Annotated in this window: 13 protein-coding genes and 1 pseudogene; 3 read left to right on the forward strand and 11 right to left on the reverse strand. The window is 62.1% G+C overall.

From position 1 onward, the window contains the following. Positions 1-47: 47 nt before the first annotated feature. A complete protein-coding gene (locus ACTJKT_RS18005; RefSeq protein WP_440788006.1) occupies positions 48-2885 on the forward strand; it encodes a TonB-dependent receptor domain-containing protein in 2838 nt (945 codons plus the stop codon). Positions 2886-2952: 67 nt separating this feature from the next. Here the strand turns inward: ACTJKT_RS18005 and ACTJKT_RS18010 are convergent, their stop codons facing one another. Further along, positions 2953-3876 (reverse strand): LysR family transcriptional regulator, encoded by a 924-nt coding sequence (locus ACTJKT_RS18010; protein ID WP_440788007.1) that lies wholly within the window; start codon positions 3874-3876, stop codon positions 2953-2955. A 156-nt stretch (positions 3877-4032) separates the two neighbouring features. Here ACTJKT_RS18010 and ACTJKT_RS18015 point away from each other — a divergent pair, with 156 nt between their 5' ends. Next, positions 4033-5238, forward strand: a complete 1206-nt coding sequence (locus tag ACTJKT_RS18015; RefSeq protein WP_440788145.1) for an MFS transporter — start codon at positions 4033-4035, stop codon at positions 5236-5238. A gap of 24 nt (positions 5239-5262) precedes the next feature. Here ACTJKT_RS18015 and ACTJKT_RS18020 read toward each other — a convergent pair whose 3' ends face one another. The 7 genes and pseudogenes from ACTJKT_RS18020 to ACTJKT_RS18050 form a co-directional block, all read right to left on the reverse strand. Then, positions 5263-5958 carry a tRNA (adenine(22)-N(1))-methyltransferase gene (locus tag ACTJKT_RS18020; protein ID WP_440788008.1) on the reverse strand — a complete coding sequence of 232 codons (696 nt, stop codon included), beginning with the start codon at positions 5956-5958 and terminating at the stop codon, positions 5263-5265. Between the two features lie 28 nt (positions 5959-5986). Beyond that, positions 5987-8188, reverse strand: a complete 2202-nt coding sequence (locus ACTJKT_RS18025; RefSeq protein WP_440788009.1) for an OsmC domain/YcaO domain-containing protein — start codon at positions 8186-8188, stop codon at positions 5987-5989. Positions 8189-8276: 88 nt separating this feature from the next. Continuing rightward, entirely contained in the window at positions 8277-8615 is a 339-nt protein-coding gene (locus ACTJKT_RS18030; RefSeq protein ID WP_440788010.1) for a DUF6572 domain-containing protein, read from the reverse strand. A gap of 47 nt (positions 8616-8662) precedes the next feature. Continuing rightward, entirely contained in the window at positions 8663-8920 is a 258-nt protein-coding gene (locus ACTJKT_RS18035; RefSeq protein ID WP_440788011.1) for a pyocin S6 family toxin immunity protein, read from the reverse strand. Continuing rightward, positions 8917-9177 carry a bacteriocin immunity protein gene (locus tag ACTJKT_RS18040; protein WP_440788012.1) on the reverse strand — a complete coding sequence of 87 codons (261 nt, stop codon included), beginning with the start codon at positions 9175-9177 and terminating at the stop codon, positions 8917-8919. The genes ACTJKT_RS18035 and ACTJKT_RS18040 overlap by 4 nt, the downstream gene beginning before the upstream one ends. Positions 9178-9182: 5 nt before the next feature. After that, a complete protein-coding gene (locus tag ACTJKT_RS18045; RefSeq protein ID WP_440788013.1) occupies positions 9183-9458 on the reverse strand; it encodes a bacteriocin immunity protein in 276 nt (91 codons plus the stop codon). 7 nt (positions 9459-9465) lie between these two features. Continuing rightward, positions 9466-10780, reverse strand: a pseudogene (locus tag ACTJKT_RS18050) (S-type pyocin domain-containing protein). Between the two features lie 235 nt (positions 10781-11015). Between ACTJKT_RS18050 and ACTJKT_RS18055 the strand changes: the two are divergent. Continuing rightward, positions 11016-12239: an MFS transporter gene (locus ACTJKT_RS18055; RefSeq protein WP_440788014.1), complete on the forward strand. Its 1224-nt coding sequence runs from the start codon at positions 11016-11018 to the stop codon at positions 12237-12239. Between the two features lie 6 nt (positions 12240-12245). Here the strand turns inward: ACTJKT_RS18055 and ACTJKT_RS18060 are convergent, their stop codons facing one another. The 3 genes from ACTJKT_RS18060 to ACTJKT_RS18070 all read right to left on the reverse strand — a co-directional run bounded on the left by ACTJKT_RS18060 (position 12246) and on the right by ACTJKT_RS18070 (position 14307). Further along, a complete protein-coding gene (locus tag ACTJKT_RS18060; RefSeq protein ID WP_097302887.1) occupies positions 12246-12740 on the reverse strand; it encodes a PaaI family thioesterase in 495 nt (164 codons plus the stop codon). Positions 12741-12776: 36 nt separating this feature from the next. Further along, positions 12777-13205 carry a hypothetical protein gene (locus ACTJKT_RS18065; RefSeq protein WP_440788015.1) on the reverse strand — a complete coding sequence of 143 codons (429 nt, stop codon included), beginning with the start codon at positions 13203-13205 and terminating at the stop codon, positions 12777-12779. Between the two features lie 148 nt (positions 13206-13353). Continuing rightward, positions 13354-14307, reverse strand: a complete 954-nt coding sequence (locus ACTJKT_RS18070) for a DMT family transporter (protein ID WP_440788016.1) — start codon at positions 14305-14307, stop codon at positions 13354-13356. Between the last annotated feature and the right edge of the window lie 71 nt (positions 14308-14378).

Raw genomic sequence — 14378 nt, forward strand, 5'->3', positions numbered from 1 at the left:
GGTATGACCCACCGGGACAGGTGGGTGCCAACCCCTAGGAGCCTTGCATGATTTCCCCCGCCCGAGCCTTGTGCGCCCGCACCTTTGGCCTGCTTTTCCTCAGCTTGCAGCCGCTTTGCGGCGCGGCCGTGTTCGCGGCTGACGAGCGCCAGCACTACAGCATCGACGCCGGCCCGCTGGACCAGGCGCTGTCCCGCTTCGGCGTGCAGGCGGGCATCAATATGGCGGGCAGCGCCACGCTGACGGAAGGCAAGCGCAGCCAGGGCCTGCAAGGCGATTTCAGCACCGAGGCGGGCCTGGCGCGGTTGCTGGCGGGAACCGGTTTGAGCTATCAGCGCCAGGTGGACGGCAGCTTCGAGTTGTATCGGGCGGGTGGGGACATGGTGTTGCCGTCGCAGAAAGTCGTTGGCGAAGACCTCGAGCTGAAAGAGGTGTACTCGGCGCCACGATCGTCGGTGCATATCTCCGGCGAGGACATGCAGCGTTTTGGCGTGATCTCGGTCGGCGATGTGCTCAAGGGCCAGCCTGGGGTGCAGGTCGGCGACAGCCGCAACGGCGGCGGCCTGGATGTGAATATCCGCGGCATCCAGGGCCAGAGCCGGGTGGCGGTGATTGTCGACGGCTCGCAACAGGCGCTGGATGTCTATCGCGGTTATGCCGGCACCCAGCAACGCAGCTACATCGACCCGGACCTGATCAGCGACATCGCCATCGACAAGGGCCCGAGCCTGACCTCCAGCGCCATCGGCGGCACGGTGAAGATGCGCACCCTCGGCGTCGAGGACATCCTGCGGGACGGCGAGAATGTCGGCCTGCGCTTGAAGGGCGACCTGTGGAACAACGGCGTCGCTCCCGCCTCGCGCGACGGCCACTCCTTGACCGAGGAACTGTACTCGGAACCGCACCAGAGCCGTGGCGGTTTGTTTGGTTCGAAGGCCGAGTCCGGCAGTGCCGCGTTCGCCTATAGCCATGAATTCTTTGATGTGGTGGCGGCCTATGCCCACCGTAACCAGGGCAACTATTTCGCCGGCAAGAAGGGCCAGGACCGCTATCGCACCTACGACCGTTATGGTCGTGAAGAGATGACGGTGGCCACCACCTATAACGCCGGCGAGGAAGTACTGAACTCCTCTTCGGAGACCGAATCCTTCCTGCTCAAGACCACCCTGCGCCCGGCGGACGGCCACAGCTTCGACCTGGGCTACCGCCGCTACGACGGGAGCATCGGCGAAATCATGCCGTCGGACATTTTCCGTTTCGGCACCGGCGGCATCTACCAGTATCCCCTGGGCCATACCAAGATCGACACCTACACCGCGCGCTACCACTACCTGCCCGACGGCAATCCGCTGGTGGACCTGACGGCCAGCCTGTGGATGACCGACGCGCAGACCAGCCAGCTGACTTCGGTGGCGGCGCCGGCTTCGCAAGCCTATCGCTCGGACCGCAAATGGAGCCGCCAGGCCGACCGCCGGATTGGCGGCGACCTGGCCAATACCTCGCACATGCAGAGCGACTATGGCGATTTCAAGCTGGACCTGGGCGGCTCGTTCCAGGTCGAGGACCTGCGCCCGCAAAAAAGCGTGGTCACCACCCAGCACGACATCAATGCCAACCGCATGCTGCGCGAAGGGGAGCGGCAGGAGTTCAGCCTGAACGGCAAGCTGGAGTACAAACCGATCGACAGCCTGACCCTGTGGGGAGGCGGGCGTTACACCTACTACCGCACCCAGGATAAGGTCGCCCATGCGACGGCGCGTCGGGAGGAGCGCGACTTGCGTTACCTGAGCGTTTCCAACGAGCAAAGCTACGGCAACATGATGTGGTTCCCGGACTCGAACGGGCAGTACACCGACGCCACCGACCCGCGGTTGAACAACGGGATAGTGTTCAAGAACACCAACTATCCCTTCGAGGGCATCCGCTACAACGACTTCGGCGCGACCGACTCGAGGGTCTATCCGTCCGAGGTCGGCGAGGTGGTCAGCGGTTATGACTATTCCGGCAAGCAGAGCGACAGCGGCGGCGCCTTCGCCCCGGCCTTCGGCATCAATCTCGAAGTGGCGCCGGACACCTTCGTCTATGCCTCCTACACCCAGGGCCTGCGCATGCCCTCGCTGTTCGAAACCAGCCAGGGCGTGTTGCAGACCATGCCGGGCAAAGGCCTGAAACCCGAGCGCTCCAGCAGCTGGGAAATCGGCGCCAGCACGATGCACAAAGGCCTGCTGCTGGACAACGACTCGGCCGCGATCAAGCTTGCCTACTTCAACAACAGCATCAAGAACTACATCACCCGCTACTACGACCCGAGCCCGGGCCTGATGGGCCTGATGCGCTTCAGCAACACCGACAGCTTCAAGACCAGCGGCCTGGAGCTGCAGTCGCACTACGACGCGGGCCGGGTGTTCGCCGACTTTTCGTCCACCTACTACCTGAAGACCGAAACCTGCGACTCGGCCTTCGCCGCGCGGCTGCGGGCCAGCAGCAATCGCTATCGGGACTTGAGCAACACGCCGGACTGTACGCCAGGCAGCTTCATGGGCTCCTACTCCAACACCCAGAACCCGCCACGCTTCTCGGCGAACCTGACCTCGGGCCTGCGCTTTTTTGACCAGTCCCTGACCCTTGGCGGGCGCGCCACCTACAGCTCCGGCCCGACCGTCAGGGCCGACGAGAACTGGCAGACCGGCGCCACCACGCCGCAGCTGGTCTACCGCGAGGTGGCGCTGTTCGATCTGTTCCTCAACTACAAGTTGAAGGAACACACCCAGCTGAATGTGTCGCTGCAAAACCTGACCGACCGCTACTACCTGGACCCGCTGGCCCAGAGCTTCATGCCGGCGCCGGGCCGGACGTTGCGGGTGGGGGTGTTGACGAAGTTCTAAGGGCAGGGGCTATCGGTCAGCGGCAGGTGCTGACCGATAGCCGTTTGTCACGGGGGAGGAGGAGCGCTCATCGGTCGCCATCATCCATCGGCATCAGCCCCGCGACCAGTGCCTCCAGCAGGACCCTGACCTTGGGCAGCGCTTCACGGCTTTTGACCCAGGCCAGGTTGATCGGCATCCCTTCGGTTGCCCGCTGGGCAAGCACCTCCACCAAGGTGCCTTCGTCCAGTTGCTGCTGGACGAGCCATGATGGCAACTGCGCGATTCCGCAGCCCGCCATCACCGCCATCAGGATGCCTTCGCCATTGCCCACGACGAGCTGGGCGGCGACTTGTCGGCGCGTCGTTGTGCCCTGGTTGTCGGCGAAGTTCCAGGGATTGACTCTTCCATCCACCCAGCCATAGGCGATGCACTGGTGCTGCTGCAGATCGTGCTCGGTCAGGGGGATGCCTTGCCTGGCCAGATAGGCGGGGGAGGCACAAAAGAGGTGTCGCTCACGGGCCAGGCAACGCTGTCCCACCGTATCGGGCCAGGCGTCCGCGCTGCCGATACGCACAACGATGTCCGCGCCTTCCTTGAACGGGTCGACGAAACCGTCGGAGAAGGAAATGTGCGGAGTCAGGGCCGGATGATCCTGAGCAAGGCGCAGCAGAATCGGCAGTATCTGGGCACGACCAAAGGCCCCTGGCAGGTCTATGCGAACGCTGCCCCGGACCTCGCTGGCTTCGGCCTTGAGGGAAAGCTCGGCCTCTTCCAGGTTGGCCAGCACGCCGGTGCAGGTGCGATAGAAGGTCATACCCGCGTCGGTCAGCGACAGCCGTCGCGTCGTCCGCTGGAACAGACGGGTACCCAGCCGGCCCTCCAGGCGCGCGATACTTTTACTGATGGCAGAGCCTGTCAGGTGCATTTTCTCGGCGGCGGCGGTGAAGCTGCCGGACTCGGCCACGCAGACAAATACATCGATGCCCTTCAAGCGTTCGGAGGAGAACATAAACATCCTTTATTCATGAATCTGGCTCCATGCTCCCGGTAAAAACCATCGGCAATGAGAACTGGGTTCAGCAGTATGCTTGATCCGCGCCGGCTATCGAGCGATTGCCAAAGCGCGAACCCGACAAAAAATGATGGCTATAACGATGAGGCAAGGATGCTCGCCACGCTAAGAAACTATCCGACGACGGTAAACCTGCTGCTTTCAGCTTCCCTGGTCCTGACTCTCGCCCGCGCGATCACCCTGCCTTATCTGGTCATCTATTTATCGGGCAACTTCCATTTGAGCATCGCCGATATCGGCCTGGTCATCGGCAGCACGCTGATCATCGGGTCGTTGTTGAGCCTGTATGGCGGTTTCCTGGTGGACCGGATGTCCAGCTACCGGCTGATCCTGGTCTGCACTGGCGTGTTCACCGCGGGTTTCCTTGGGACCTTTGCCGCGCGCGATCTCTGGCTGTTCTACCTGTGCCTGGTGTTGATCAACCTGGCCTACGCGGTCATCGATATCGCCGTGAAATCAGGCTTTGGCAGCCTGCTCCCCGTGGCTGGGCGCGGCGAAGTGTTTTCGATCAAATACACCCTGACCAATATCGGCTATGCCGTCGGCCCCTTTCTCGGCGCGGGACTGGCCGGGCTGGATATCAGCTTGCCCTTTCTGTTGTCCGCGGGGCTGGGCGCAGGGTTCTTTTTTATCTATTTCGTGTGGGGCGACAGGGGCTTGGCTGGAGGGGAGGCAAGCCAGCCCTCCGCGCCGTTCCTGGCCGTGGGCAGACTGTTGCTGCGCGATCGCCGGCTGGTGTGCTTTACCCTGGGCGGGCTGCTCAGCGCCGTGGTCTTCGGCCAGTTCACCGCCTATCTGTCGCAGTACCTGGTGGTGACCACCACCGCCGAAACCACCTACCGGATTATCAGCAGCATCGTGGCGACCAATGCCCTGACGGTGATCAGCCTGCAATACCTCATCGGCAGAAGAATCTCCCAGCAACACTTGAACCTGTGGCTCGCCGGTGGGCTGGCGATGTTTGTCCTGGGGCTGGCGGGCTTCGCCCTGTCGACCACCCTGGTGTTCTGGGTGATCGCCATGGCCATTTTCACGCTCGGCGAGATTGTCGTGTTCCCCGCCGAATACATGTTCATCGACAACATCGCCCCCAGCCATCTGCGGGGCATGTACTACGGGGCGCAGAACCTGAACAACCTGGGGGCGGCATTGGGGCCGGTGCTGTGCGGGGCGGTATTGGCGGCGCAGCCTGCCCACTACATCTTCTACATGCTGATGCTGTTCATCATTGCGGGCGGGATGCTGTACTTCCTGGGGGCTGCTCTTCCGGGCACTGCAGCGGCAGGGAAGGGGGACTGAAGGTGTCGCTGGCGGTCAGCGGGCTCAGGCCAGCAGCTCGCTGATCCAGCGGATCTGCCGGGTGATGTCCTGGATCTTTTCCTCGGGCAGGGCCTGCGGCGCCCGGGCGAAGTGGTTCAGGATCTTTTGCTTCTGGCGCAGCCTGCGCTGCCATTTGCCCAGGAAGGCCGGGCTGCGAGCCTGCATCTGCAACGGGCCGAAGTACAGTTCCTTGGCGCTGTAGCTCACGGGCTCGGCGCGCTCGGCGACGATGATTTCGTAGTCGAAGCGGTTTTCCCGCAGCAGTTCCTCACAGAGGATGCGGTAGCCGTTGTCCATCAGCCATTGGCGCAGGGGCTGTTCGCCGCCGTTGGGTTGCAGGATCAGGCGTTCCAGGCCATTCAGGCGCGCCTTGCCGCTGTGGAGTATGTCGCGGATCGTCTCGCCGCCCATGCCGCAGATACTGATCGCGGTGATCCCGTCTTCCGGCTCGATCGCCGCCAGGCCATTGGCCAGGCGCACGGTGATGCCCGAGTCCAGAGCGTTTTCGCGCACGCTGCGTTGGGCCGCGTGGAACGGCGTCAACGCCACCTCACCGGCCACCGCCGCGGTGATGACACCGCGGCGCAGCAACGCCACCGGCAGGTAGCCGTGATCCGAGCCGATGTCGGCCAGGCGCGCGCCCGCTGGCACATGCGCCGCCACGCGCTCCAGGCGCAGGGACAGTGTCTGTTGGTTCAACGGCAGGCCCTTTTCCTTGGCTCGGTCATCAGCTGGAAACAGCCGTCACCTTGGCCCGCGCCGCGTGCAGCTTCTTGTAGCTGTCGATCAGGCGCAGGTGGCGGTCGATCCCTTCCAGCTTCATGCTGGTCGGTGTCAAGCCATAGAAGCGCACATCGCCATTCACCGAGCCAATCACTGCATCCATCCGCTCGTTGCCAAACATGCGACGGAAATTGGCTTCGTAATCCGCCAGGTCCAGATCTTCGTCGAGTTCCATCTCCAGCACCGCATTCATCGCCTGGTAAAACAGGCCACGCTCGGCGGTGTTGTCGTTGTACTGCAGGAACATCTCCACGCACTCCTTGGCCTCTTCATATTGCTGCAAGGCCAGGAAGATCAGCAGCTTCAACTCCAGGATGGTCAGTTGGCCCCAGGCGGTGTTGTCGTCGAACTCGATGCCGATCAGGGTGGTGATATCGGTGTAGTCGTCCAGCTCGCTTTCTATCAGGCGCTCGAGCAACGCCTGCAACTCATCCTCGTCGAGGCTGTGCAGGTTGAGGATATCCGCGCGGAAAAACAGCGCCTTGTTGGTGTTGTCCCAGATCAGGTCTTCCACCGGGTAGATTTCCGAGTAGTCCGGCACCAGGATGCGGCAGGCGGTTGCACCCAGGTGCTCGTACACGGCCATGTAGGACTCTTTGCCCATGCCTTCGAGAATGCCGAACAAGGTCGCGGCTTCCTGGGCGTTGGAGTCTTCGCCCTGGCCGGAGAAGTCCCACTCGACGAACTCGTAATCCGACTGGGCGCTGAAGAAGCGCCACGACACCACGCCGCTGGAGTCGATGAAGTGCTCGACGAAGTTGTTCGGCTCGGTGACCGCCTGGCCTTCGAACGTCGGCGGCGGCAAATCGTTCAAGCCCTCGAAGCTGCGGCCTTGCAGCAATTCGGTGAGGCTGCGCTCCAGCGCCACTTCCAGGCTTGGGTGAGCGCCGAACGAGGCAAATACGCCACCGGTACGCGGGTTCATCAAGGTCACGCACATCACCGGGAACTCACCGCCCAGGGATGCGTCCTTGACCAGCACCGGGAAGCCTTGTTCCTCCAGGCCCTGGATGCCGGCGAGGATGCTGGGGTACTTCGCCAGGACTTCCTGGGGCACGTCCGGCAGGGCGAATTCGCCTTCGATGATTTCGCGTTTGACGGCGCGCTCGAAGATCTCCGACAGGCACTGCACCTGGGCTTCGGCCAGGGTGTTGCCGGCGCTCATGCCGTTGCTGAGGTAGAGGTTTTCGATCAGGTTGGACGGGAAGTACACCACTTCGCCGTCCGACTGGCGCACGAACGGCAGCGAAACAATGCCGCGCTCTTCATTGCCGGAGTTGGTGTCGAACAGGTGCGAGCCGCGCAGTTCGCCGTCGCGGTTGTAGATTTTCAGGCAGTAGGGATCGAGGATTTCGCTGGGCAGCTCATCATTGCGGCCCGGCTTGAACCAGCGCTCGTCCGGGTAATGCACGAACGGCGCGTTGGCGATCTCCTCGCCCCAGAACTGATCGTTGTAGAAGAAGTTGCAGTTCAGGCGCTCGATGAATTCGCCCAGGGCCGAGGCCAGCGCGCCTTCCTTGGTCGCGCCCTTGCCGTTGGTGAAGCACATCGGCGACTGCGCGTCGCGGATATGCAGCGACCAGACGTTGGGCACGATATTGCGCCACGAAGCGATCTCGATCTTCATGCCCAGGCCGGCCAGGATGCCGGACATGTTGGCGATGGTCTGTTCCAGCGGCAGGTCCTTGCCGACGATATAGGTGCTGTGCGAGCCCGAGCTCGGCATCAACAGGGCCTGGGCATCGGCGTCGAGGTTTTCCACCTCTTCAATCACAAACTCAGGCCCGGCCTGTACCACTTTCTTGACGGTGCAACGGTCGATGGAACGCAGGATGCCCTGGCGGTCCTTGTCGGAGATATCCGCCGGCAACTCGACCTGGATCTTGAAGATCTGGTTGTAGCGGTTTTCCGGATCGACAATGTTGTTCTGCGACAGGCGAATGTTATCGGTGGGGATATTGCGGGTGTCGCAGTACAACTTCACGAAATACGCCGCACACAACGCCGATGACGCCAGGAAATAGTCGAACGGACCCGGTGCCGAGCCATCGCCCTTGTAGCGGATGGGCTGGTCGGCCACCACCGTGAAGTCATCGAACTTGGCTTCAAGTCGGAGGTTGTCGAGAAAGTTGACCTTGATTTCCATGGGGAACACCGAATAACGAGCAAAACGAAATGGCGGCCATTATCCGGTTTTTCAGCGCGAAGTCTTGCGCTTTTCGGCAAGCGGGCGGTCACGCTTCTTTGAGTACAAACTCAAGGCCAATACCCACTTCTTTCAATACCTGCGCGGCGTGGTCTACAAAGCGCTCGCCTTGCTCAGGCAACTCATACAGGCCGGTGATACGGATGATGGGAGATTTGCCTTTAGCTGCCGGGTAGCTCTTCAGAATCTCACCGCTTTCTATGAAGGCGATGTAAGTGTTGATTTTTTCTTGAAGCAACAGCAGATGCTTACCTTGTTCAGCCTTGTTGCCCCATTCCAGGTGATCGGTAATGACCAGCACCACCTTGTCTGGCTCCCAATCGGGTACGGCACAGATGTCGATGACTCGGGTATCCAGAATGGACATGGTTTTTCCTTCATGGAGGGCGTGCCAGGCCGGCCATGTAGCATCGGTTAGCAGTGGCAGCTGATATACAGTTCCAGATCTTTGGGGAGTGGGATGGCTGTAAGGCGTTCTATGGCGCTGACTTGCTCTCGGGTGAGGAGGTAGCTATGTACGGCGTCTGCTTCGCTCTGCCAACCCATGATCGACATCAGCATTTCTGTAGTGAGAATCGGTAGTTTTGTCTCGAATACAGCGTCGTCACTGTTTGCAGGTGCGCCGTGTATTTCGAATTTCAGTGGGGCTTTCCCAGTGCGAAATACCGTCACGATTTGAATCCTGGTAGTCCGTTGGCCCTGCGCCAGTTTTTTACGGTCTTGGTTATGCCCTCGGCTGAGCTGTCGGCGCCGTTCTCAGGGTAATAGATCAGGTCGGAGCCGGCGGGGTGCTCGGTGATTCGTTCGAACTCATCGAGTAACGGGTCGAGGACTTCATCAGGAGCCCCTTTGTTTGCAGCGAACAGTTCCTGCATGAAGTCTATGAATTCAGCTTCGGTGTATTCATCCAGACGACTTTTGACGGCCATTGCTTTTATGGCTCCTTGAACCCAGGCAAGCCGTTTGCCTTGCGCCACTCTTTGACGATTCGGGTAACGTCCTCGGGTGAGCCGCTTGAGCCGTTTTCGGGGTAGTAAATCAAATCTGAGCCCGCTGGGTGTTGGCTGACTTTTTCAAAGTGCAATAGAAGCGCATCGGCACGAACATCTGTTTCGGCTTCCATATCTTCCTTACGAAGCTCCTCTAACAATTCGACGAATTCGGCCTCGGTGTAGTCCGAGAAATTGTTTTTCATCAGTGTGTCTGTCATGGCTGGCCTACTCGTTCCGGTGAATATCAATATGATTTTTGGGTGTGTTTACTCGTAGATTATCAATGTCATACAAACCACCACCTTCTGACACTTTGTTCAGATGGTGGAGCTCGTAAGACAACCTGCCTCCGGCTCTATCGGCTTTTTGTGTCCTTGGTGCCCGACCTGTATGCATGCGACCGATGTTCTGTTGGGTGAACTGATCCACTATTTCTGTTCTTGTTACGGCCCTCCAAAACGCCTCCCGAAAAGCATCAAAGCTTCTGAACTCCCTCCCGCGCAACTGATCAGCAACCCCTGCGGGTATCGGAGAGCCCAACCCTGAGCCCGCCCCAGCAAGCCAGATTCCACCTATATCCTGCCCCTGACCCGTAACCGTACCGGGCGTCTTGCGCACGCTCAGCACGATATAGAGCGGCTGAACCCCGGACCCCGGCGGGAACACCAGAATGAAGTCCTTGTACTCCGGCGGGTAGATCGGGTTGACGATGATGGTGTCCGCCTGTTTGGTGGGCGGAAAGATCCAGATGTGGGGGGCCTGGGGCGCAGCCTCCAGTGGGGGGATGCCGGTTGTGCTGGACGGGTCGACCGCAGGGGTCCAGATCAGGGTGACGCCGTCGCCGAAGTCGGCTACTTGCTGCTGGCCTTTGGCAACGAAGCGCACCACCGGGACCATTTCCCAGCCACGCTGCTTTTGCGTGTTGTAGCCGTAGCCCTTGAGCGTGCCGTCGGGCCGTTGTTCGATATGCAAGCGCACGCGGGTACGGCCTTCTTTCAGGGTGTCGAGTTGCTCAGGCGTGTACAAGGCGCTGTCGCCCAGGCTCGACGGCCAGAGCAGGGCCACCACTCCAGCCAGGGCACCCGCGACGACTCCGCCGGTTGCCGCGCCAACTCCGGCAGACGTCAATCCCTCGCCACCCAGCGCAAGGCTGCCCAGCGTGGCGGGAAGGGCGCCACCGCTGATTTTCTTGAGCGGGATATTGCCCGCCGCATCCGCGCCACGGCCCCCCAGCAAGACAAGCTCGCCATAGTCCCTGATGGCGTCGGTGGGGATTGCCCCGGATGGGCTGAGGTAGTCGATCACCCCATTGGGCAGCTTGCAGGGTTTGGTAAAGGTGCAGCCGGCAATCGCCTGTGGCTTGCGGGGTGGGCTGGTGAGGCTTTCTGCGTAGGCTTGTTGGCGAACCAGCATCTGTTCATAGGCGTGTTGCCTGGCCTCTTGCTCAGCCCGTTCGCTGGGGGGGCATGTCTCGGTAGGTGACGTGGTGCCCATCGCCGGAAGGGGGATTCTTGATCGGGGGGAGTCTGTTGCGGGCCATCGAGTGTTCTGCCTGTCCATCCGTTGCGGTTTTCCAGCCGGAGGCGGGATGGCATCAACCCTATTGGCTAGGACGGGGCATTACTGTGGGAGGAATCTGAAAGGTTTGAAGGGCGAGTCTTTACTTTTGTGGGCTGACGGTCAGCAGTGCTCGCCATCTTGCTCAGCCCATCTATGCTGCCGCACCGGGTTCCTGCTTAAATGCCAGCGCCTATCCACTTAGCGCGCCTGACACCATGAATACCTTCAAGGACGAACTCGCTCTTACCGAGCCGCCAGCCGACGAGGCCTCGATCCGTCGTCGATCGTTGTTTGCCGGCTGTGGGGCCCATGCCATCCATGATGGCTTGACCGACCTGATCTATGTCTTGCTGCCCATCTGGCAAAGCCAGTTCGGCCTGAGTTTTGCCCAGGTCGGGCTGTTGCGTGGGGCCTATTCGGGGATGATGGCCGGCTTTCAGCTGTTGGCCAGCCGCGCGGCCAGGCGCTGGGGGCGGGAGCGTCTGCTGGTGGGCGGTACGGCGCTGGCGGGGATGGCCTATCTGCTGGCGGGGCAGGCCGGGGGCCTGACGGTGTTGCTGTTGGCCCTGTTGCTGGGTGGGCTGGGGGCGAGTACCCAGCATCCGTTGGCGTCGTCGATGATCACCGATACCCATGAGGCCGGTGGCGGCGTCAAGCAGGCGTTGGCGCAGTACAACTTTGCCGGCGATATCGGCAAGACCCTGATTCCGGGGCTGGTGGGCCTGTTGCTGACGCTGCTCAGCTGGCGTGCCAGCGTCACCCTGATGGGGCTGCTCGGGCTGGCGGCCGCCGGGTTGCTGTGGTGGTTGATTCCGGCCCAGGCGGCGGAGTCGTCCAGGCCTGAGAGGGCTGCCAAGGCGGTCAGCGGAACAGGTTCGGCCAGCGGGCTGCGGGCGCTGATTGTCACCGGCACCCTGGACAGTGCGGTGCGCATGGGTTTCCTGACCTTCCTGCCGTTTCTGCTGAAAGCCAAGGGCGCCGGCACGGCGGGCATCGGCCTGGCCTTGACGATGCTGTTTGTCGGCGGGGCCTTCGGCAAGTTGCTGTGCGGTTACCTGGGCGCGCGCATCGGCATGATGAAGACCGTGTGGCTCACGGAGTTCACCACGGCGCTGTTGATCGTACTGGCGGTGTACTTGCCCTATCTGGGCCTGATGGCGGTCTTGCCGCTGCTGGGGCTGGCGTTGAACGGCACCTCGTCGGTGCTTTATGGCGCGGTGCCGGACCTGGCGGGGGCGGGCAAGCGCGAGCAGGCGTTCGCGGTCTTCTATACCGGCACCATCGGCGGCGGGGCGCTGGCGCCGGTGCTGTTCGGCGGCCTGGGGGACGTTACTGGCGTGCCCGTCGCGGTGATGGTGCTGGCGGCTACCTTGCTGCTGACGTTGCCGCTGTCCTGGTCCGTGCAGCGCGGCCTGGATGCGGATGCCCGGCTGGCCTGAGCCGGCTCAGGCTTCCCGGCCATGGGCCGCCGCGGCCAGCTGTTCGGTATCGACCCGCACGAAGATCGAGTCGCCGACCGCCGTCAGCACATCGCCGGCATAGACCTCGCAGATCACCCGGCTCTTGCGGCCGAGTTCGCCTTCGACCTTGGCGCGCAAGGTCAGGGGCACGCCCATCGGCGTCGGCTTGATGAATTTGATGCCGAGGTTGCCGGTCACGCAGTTGATCCGCGGCTGGCTGTCCAGGGCGCGATTTTCGGCGCGGTAGTGGTAGGCCATGGCGGTCCAGTTCGAGTGGCAGTCCACCAGCATGGCGATCAGGCCGCCGTACACCAGTTCGGGCCAGCCGCAGTACTGGCTGTCCGGCAGGTGCTCGGCCATCACATGCACCCCATCCTCATGCCAGTGGCTCTTGATGTGCAGGCCATGGGGGTTGCTGCTGCCGCAGCCAAAACAAACGCCGTCCGGCGCGGTGCTGTCTTGCAGGGAGAGTGGGTGCATGTGTCTTACCTTTTTTATTGTTGGAGAAGGAAAGCCTCAGGCCGCCTGTGCCTGTATCTGCAGCTCGCCCTCGACGTCCTTGACCAGCCCGCTGGCCAGCAGCAAGGGTAGCAGGCGCTTGTGCAGCTGCGGCTCGACGAACTCCTTGACGGTGTCCAGCGCCAGGTTGCCGCTGGTTTCCAGCTCGGCCTTGGTGTAGGACAACCAGGCCTTCTTCAGCACCAGCAGGACGTCGCTGCCCGCGGTGGTGGCGAAGCGGCGATGAGTCGCCCGACCGTCGAAGTCGAAGCTGTGCTGGTAGGCATAACCGCTCTCGTCGCCCGCGCTGGCGACACAACGACCGCAGGTGCATTTACCGTCGCCGAAGGCCGTGCGCAGATAGGTGTTGAAGTCCACCACGGGCTTGAGCCCCAGGCGCTTGTCGACTTCGAACAGATCCCCGGTCAGTTTTTCTTCAGTGCTCAACGTCCATTTCCTCAAGTCATGCGGCGTGTTCTTACAGGGCCGCACGATACCAGCCGGACGCTTGCAGGGGGTACTTTTCTGCCCGGAGGGAGAGCGAGAGTGCATGCGCCAGGAGCTTTAGGACAAGGCTCCTGGCGGGGCGAGAGGGCTAGATATCCTTGCCGAGAAAGCTGTCCGCATCTTCGGGTCGTGGCTTGAGCAGCCTGTTCAGCAGGCGGCCGTCGATGGCCGCCAGGCCCAGGGCGATCAGGGTCATGCCCAGGAAATGCTTGGCCTGCAGGTGCTCGTCCAGCAGCAGGCCGCTGAGGACGATGGCGCTGATGGGGATCAGGAAGGTCACCAGCATCAGGTTGGTGGCGCCGGCGCTGGAGAGAATCCGGAAGAACAGCACATAGGCCAGGGCCGTGGACAGCAGGGCGATGCCCAGCAGCGCGCCCCAGGTGGCCAGGCTCGGCACCGCCAGGGTCCAGGGGCGGTCCACCAGCAGCGCCAGGGGCAGCAACAGCAGGCTGGAGGCGCTGATCTGGCCGGTGGCGCTGATCAGCGGGGCCACGCCCATGGCCTTGAAGCGCCGGCCGAACACGCCGGCAAAGGCGTAGGACAGCGCCGCCCCCAGCACCGCCAGCTGCGCGCCGAGGTTGTCTCCCAGGCCGGCCAGGGCGTCCATGCCGATCATCAGCGCCACGCCGATAAAACCGACAATGACCCCGGCCAGCTTGTTGCCGGTGAGCTTTTCATCGGCGGTCAGCAGGTGCGCCACCAGCACCGCGAACAGAGGAGTGGTGGCATTGAGGATGGCGGCCAGGCTACTGGCGATGTGGGTCTGGCCCCAGACGATCAGGCAGAAGGGGATCAGGTTGTTCAGCAGGCCCATGGCGAAAAAGGTCAGCCAGATGCGCCTGTCCCCGGGCAGCGACAGGCCCAGGATGCGAATCAGCGCCAACAGGGCGAGGGCGGCCAGGCACACCCGAAACATGACGATGGTCAACGGCGGCAGTTCCTTCACCGCGATGCCGACGAAAATGAACGACCCGCCCCAGAGGATGGACAGCGCGATCAACTGGCCCCATTCCACCACTCCCATGACTTTTTGCGTGGCCATGTCCGTCTCTCCTGCGTGACTGTCGATGATTGAGTTGTGCTCGTTGGCTTGCGTCAGCTTGAAACCTGGTT

Source organism: Pseudomonas sp. 22526, from assembly GCF_052044735.1.
Taxonomy (GTDB): Bacteria; Pseudomonadota; Gammaproteobacteria; order Pseudomonadales; family Pseudomonadaceae; genus Aquipseudomonas; species Aquipseudomonas piscium.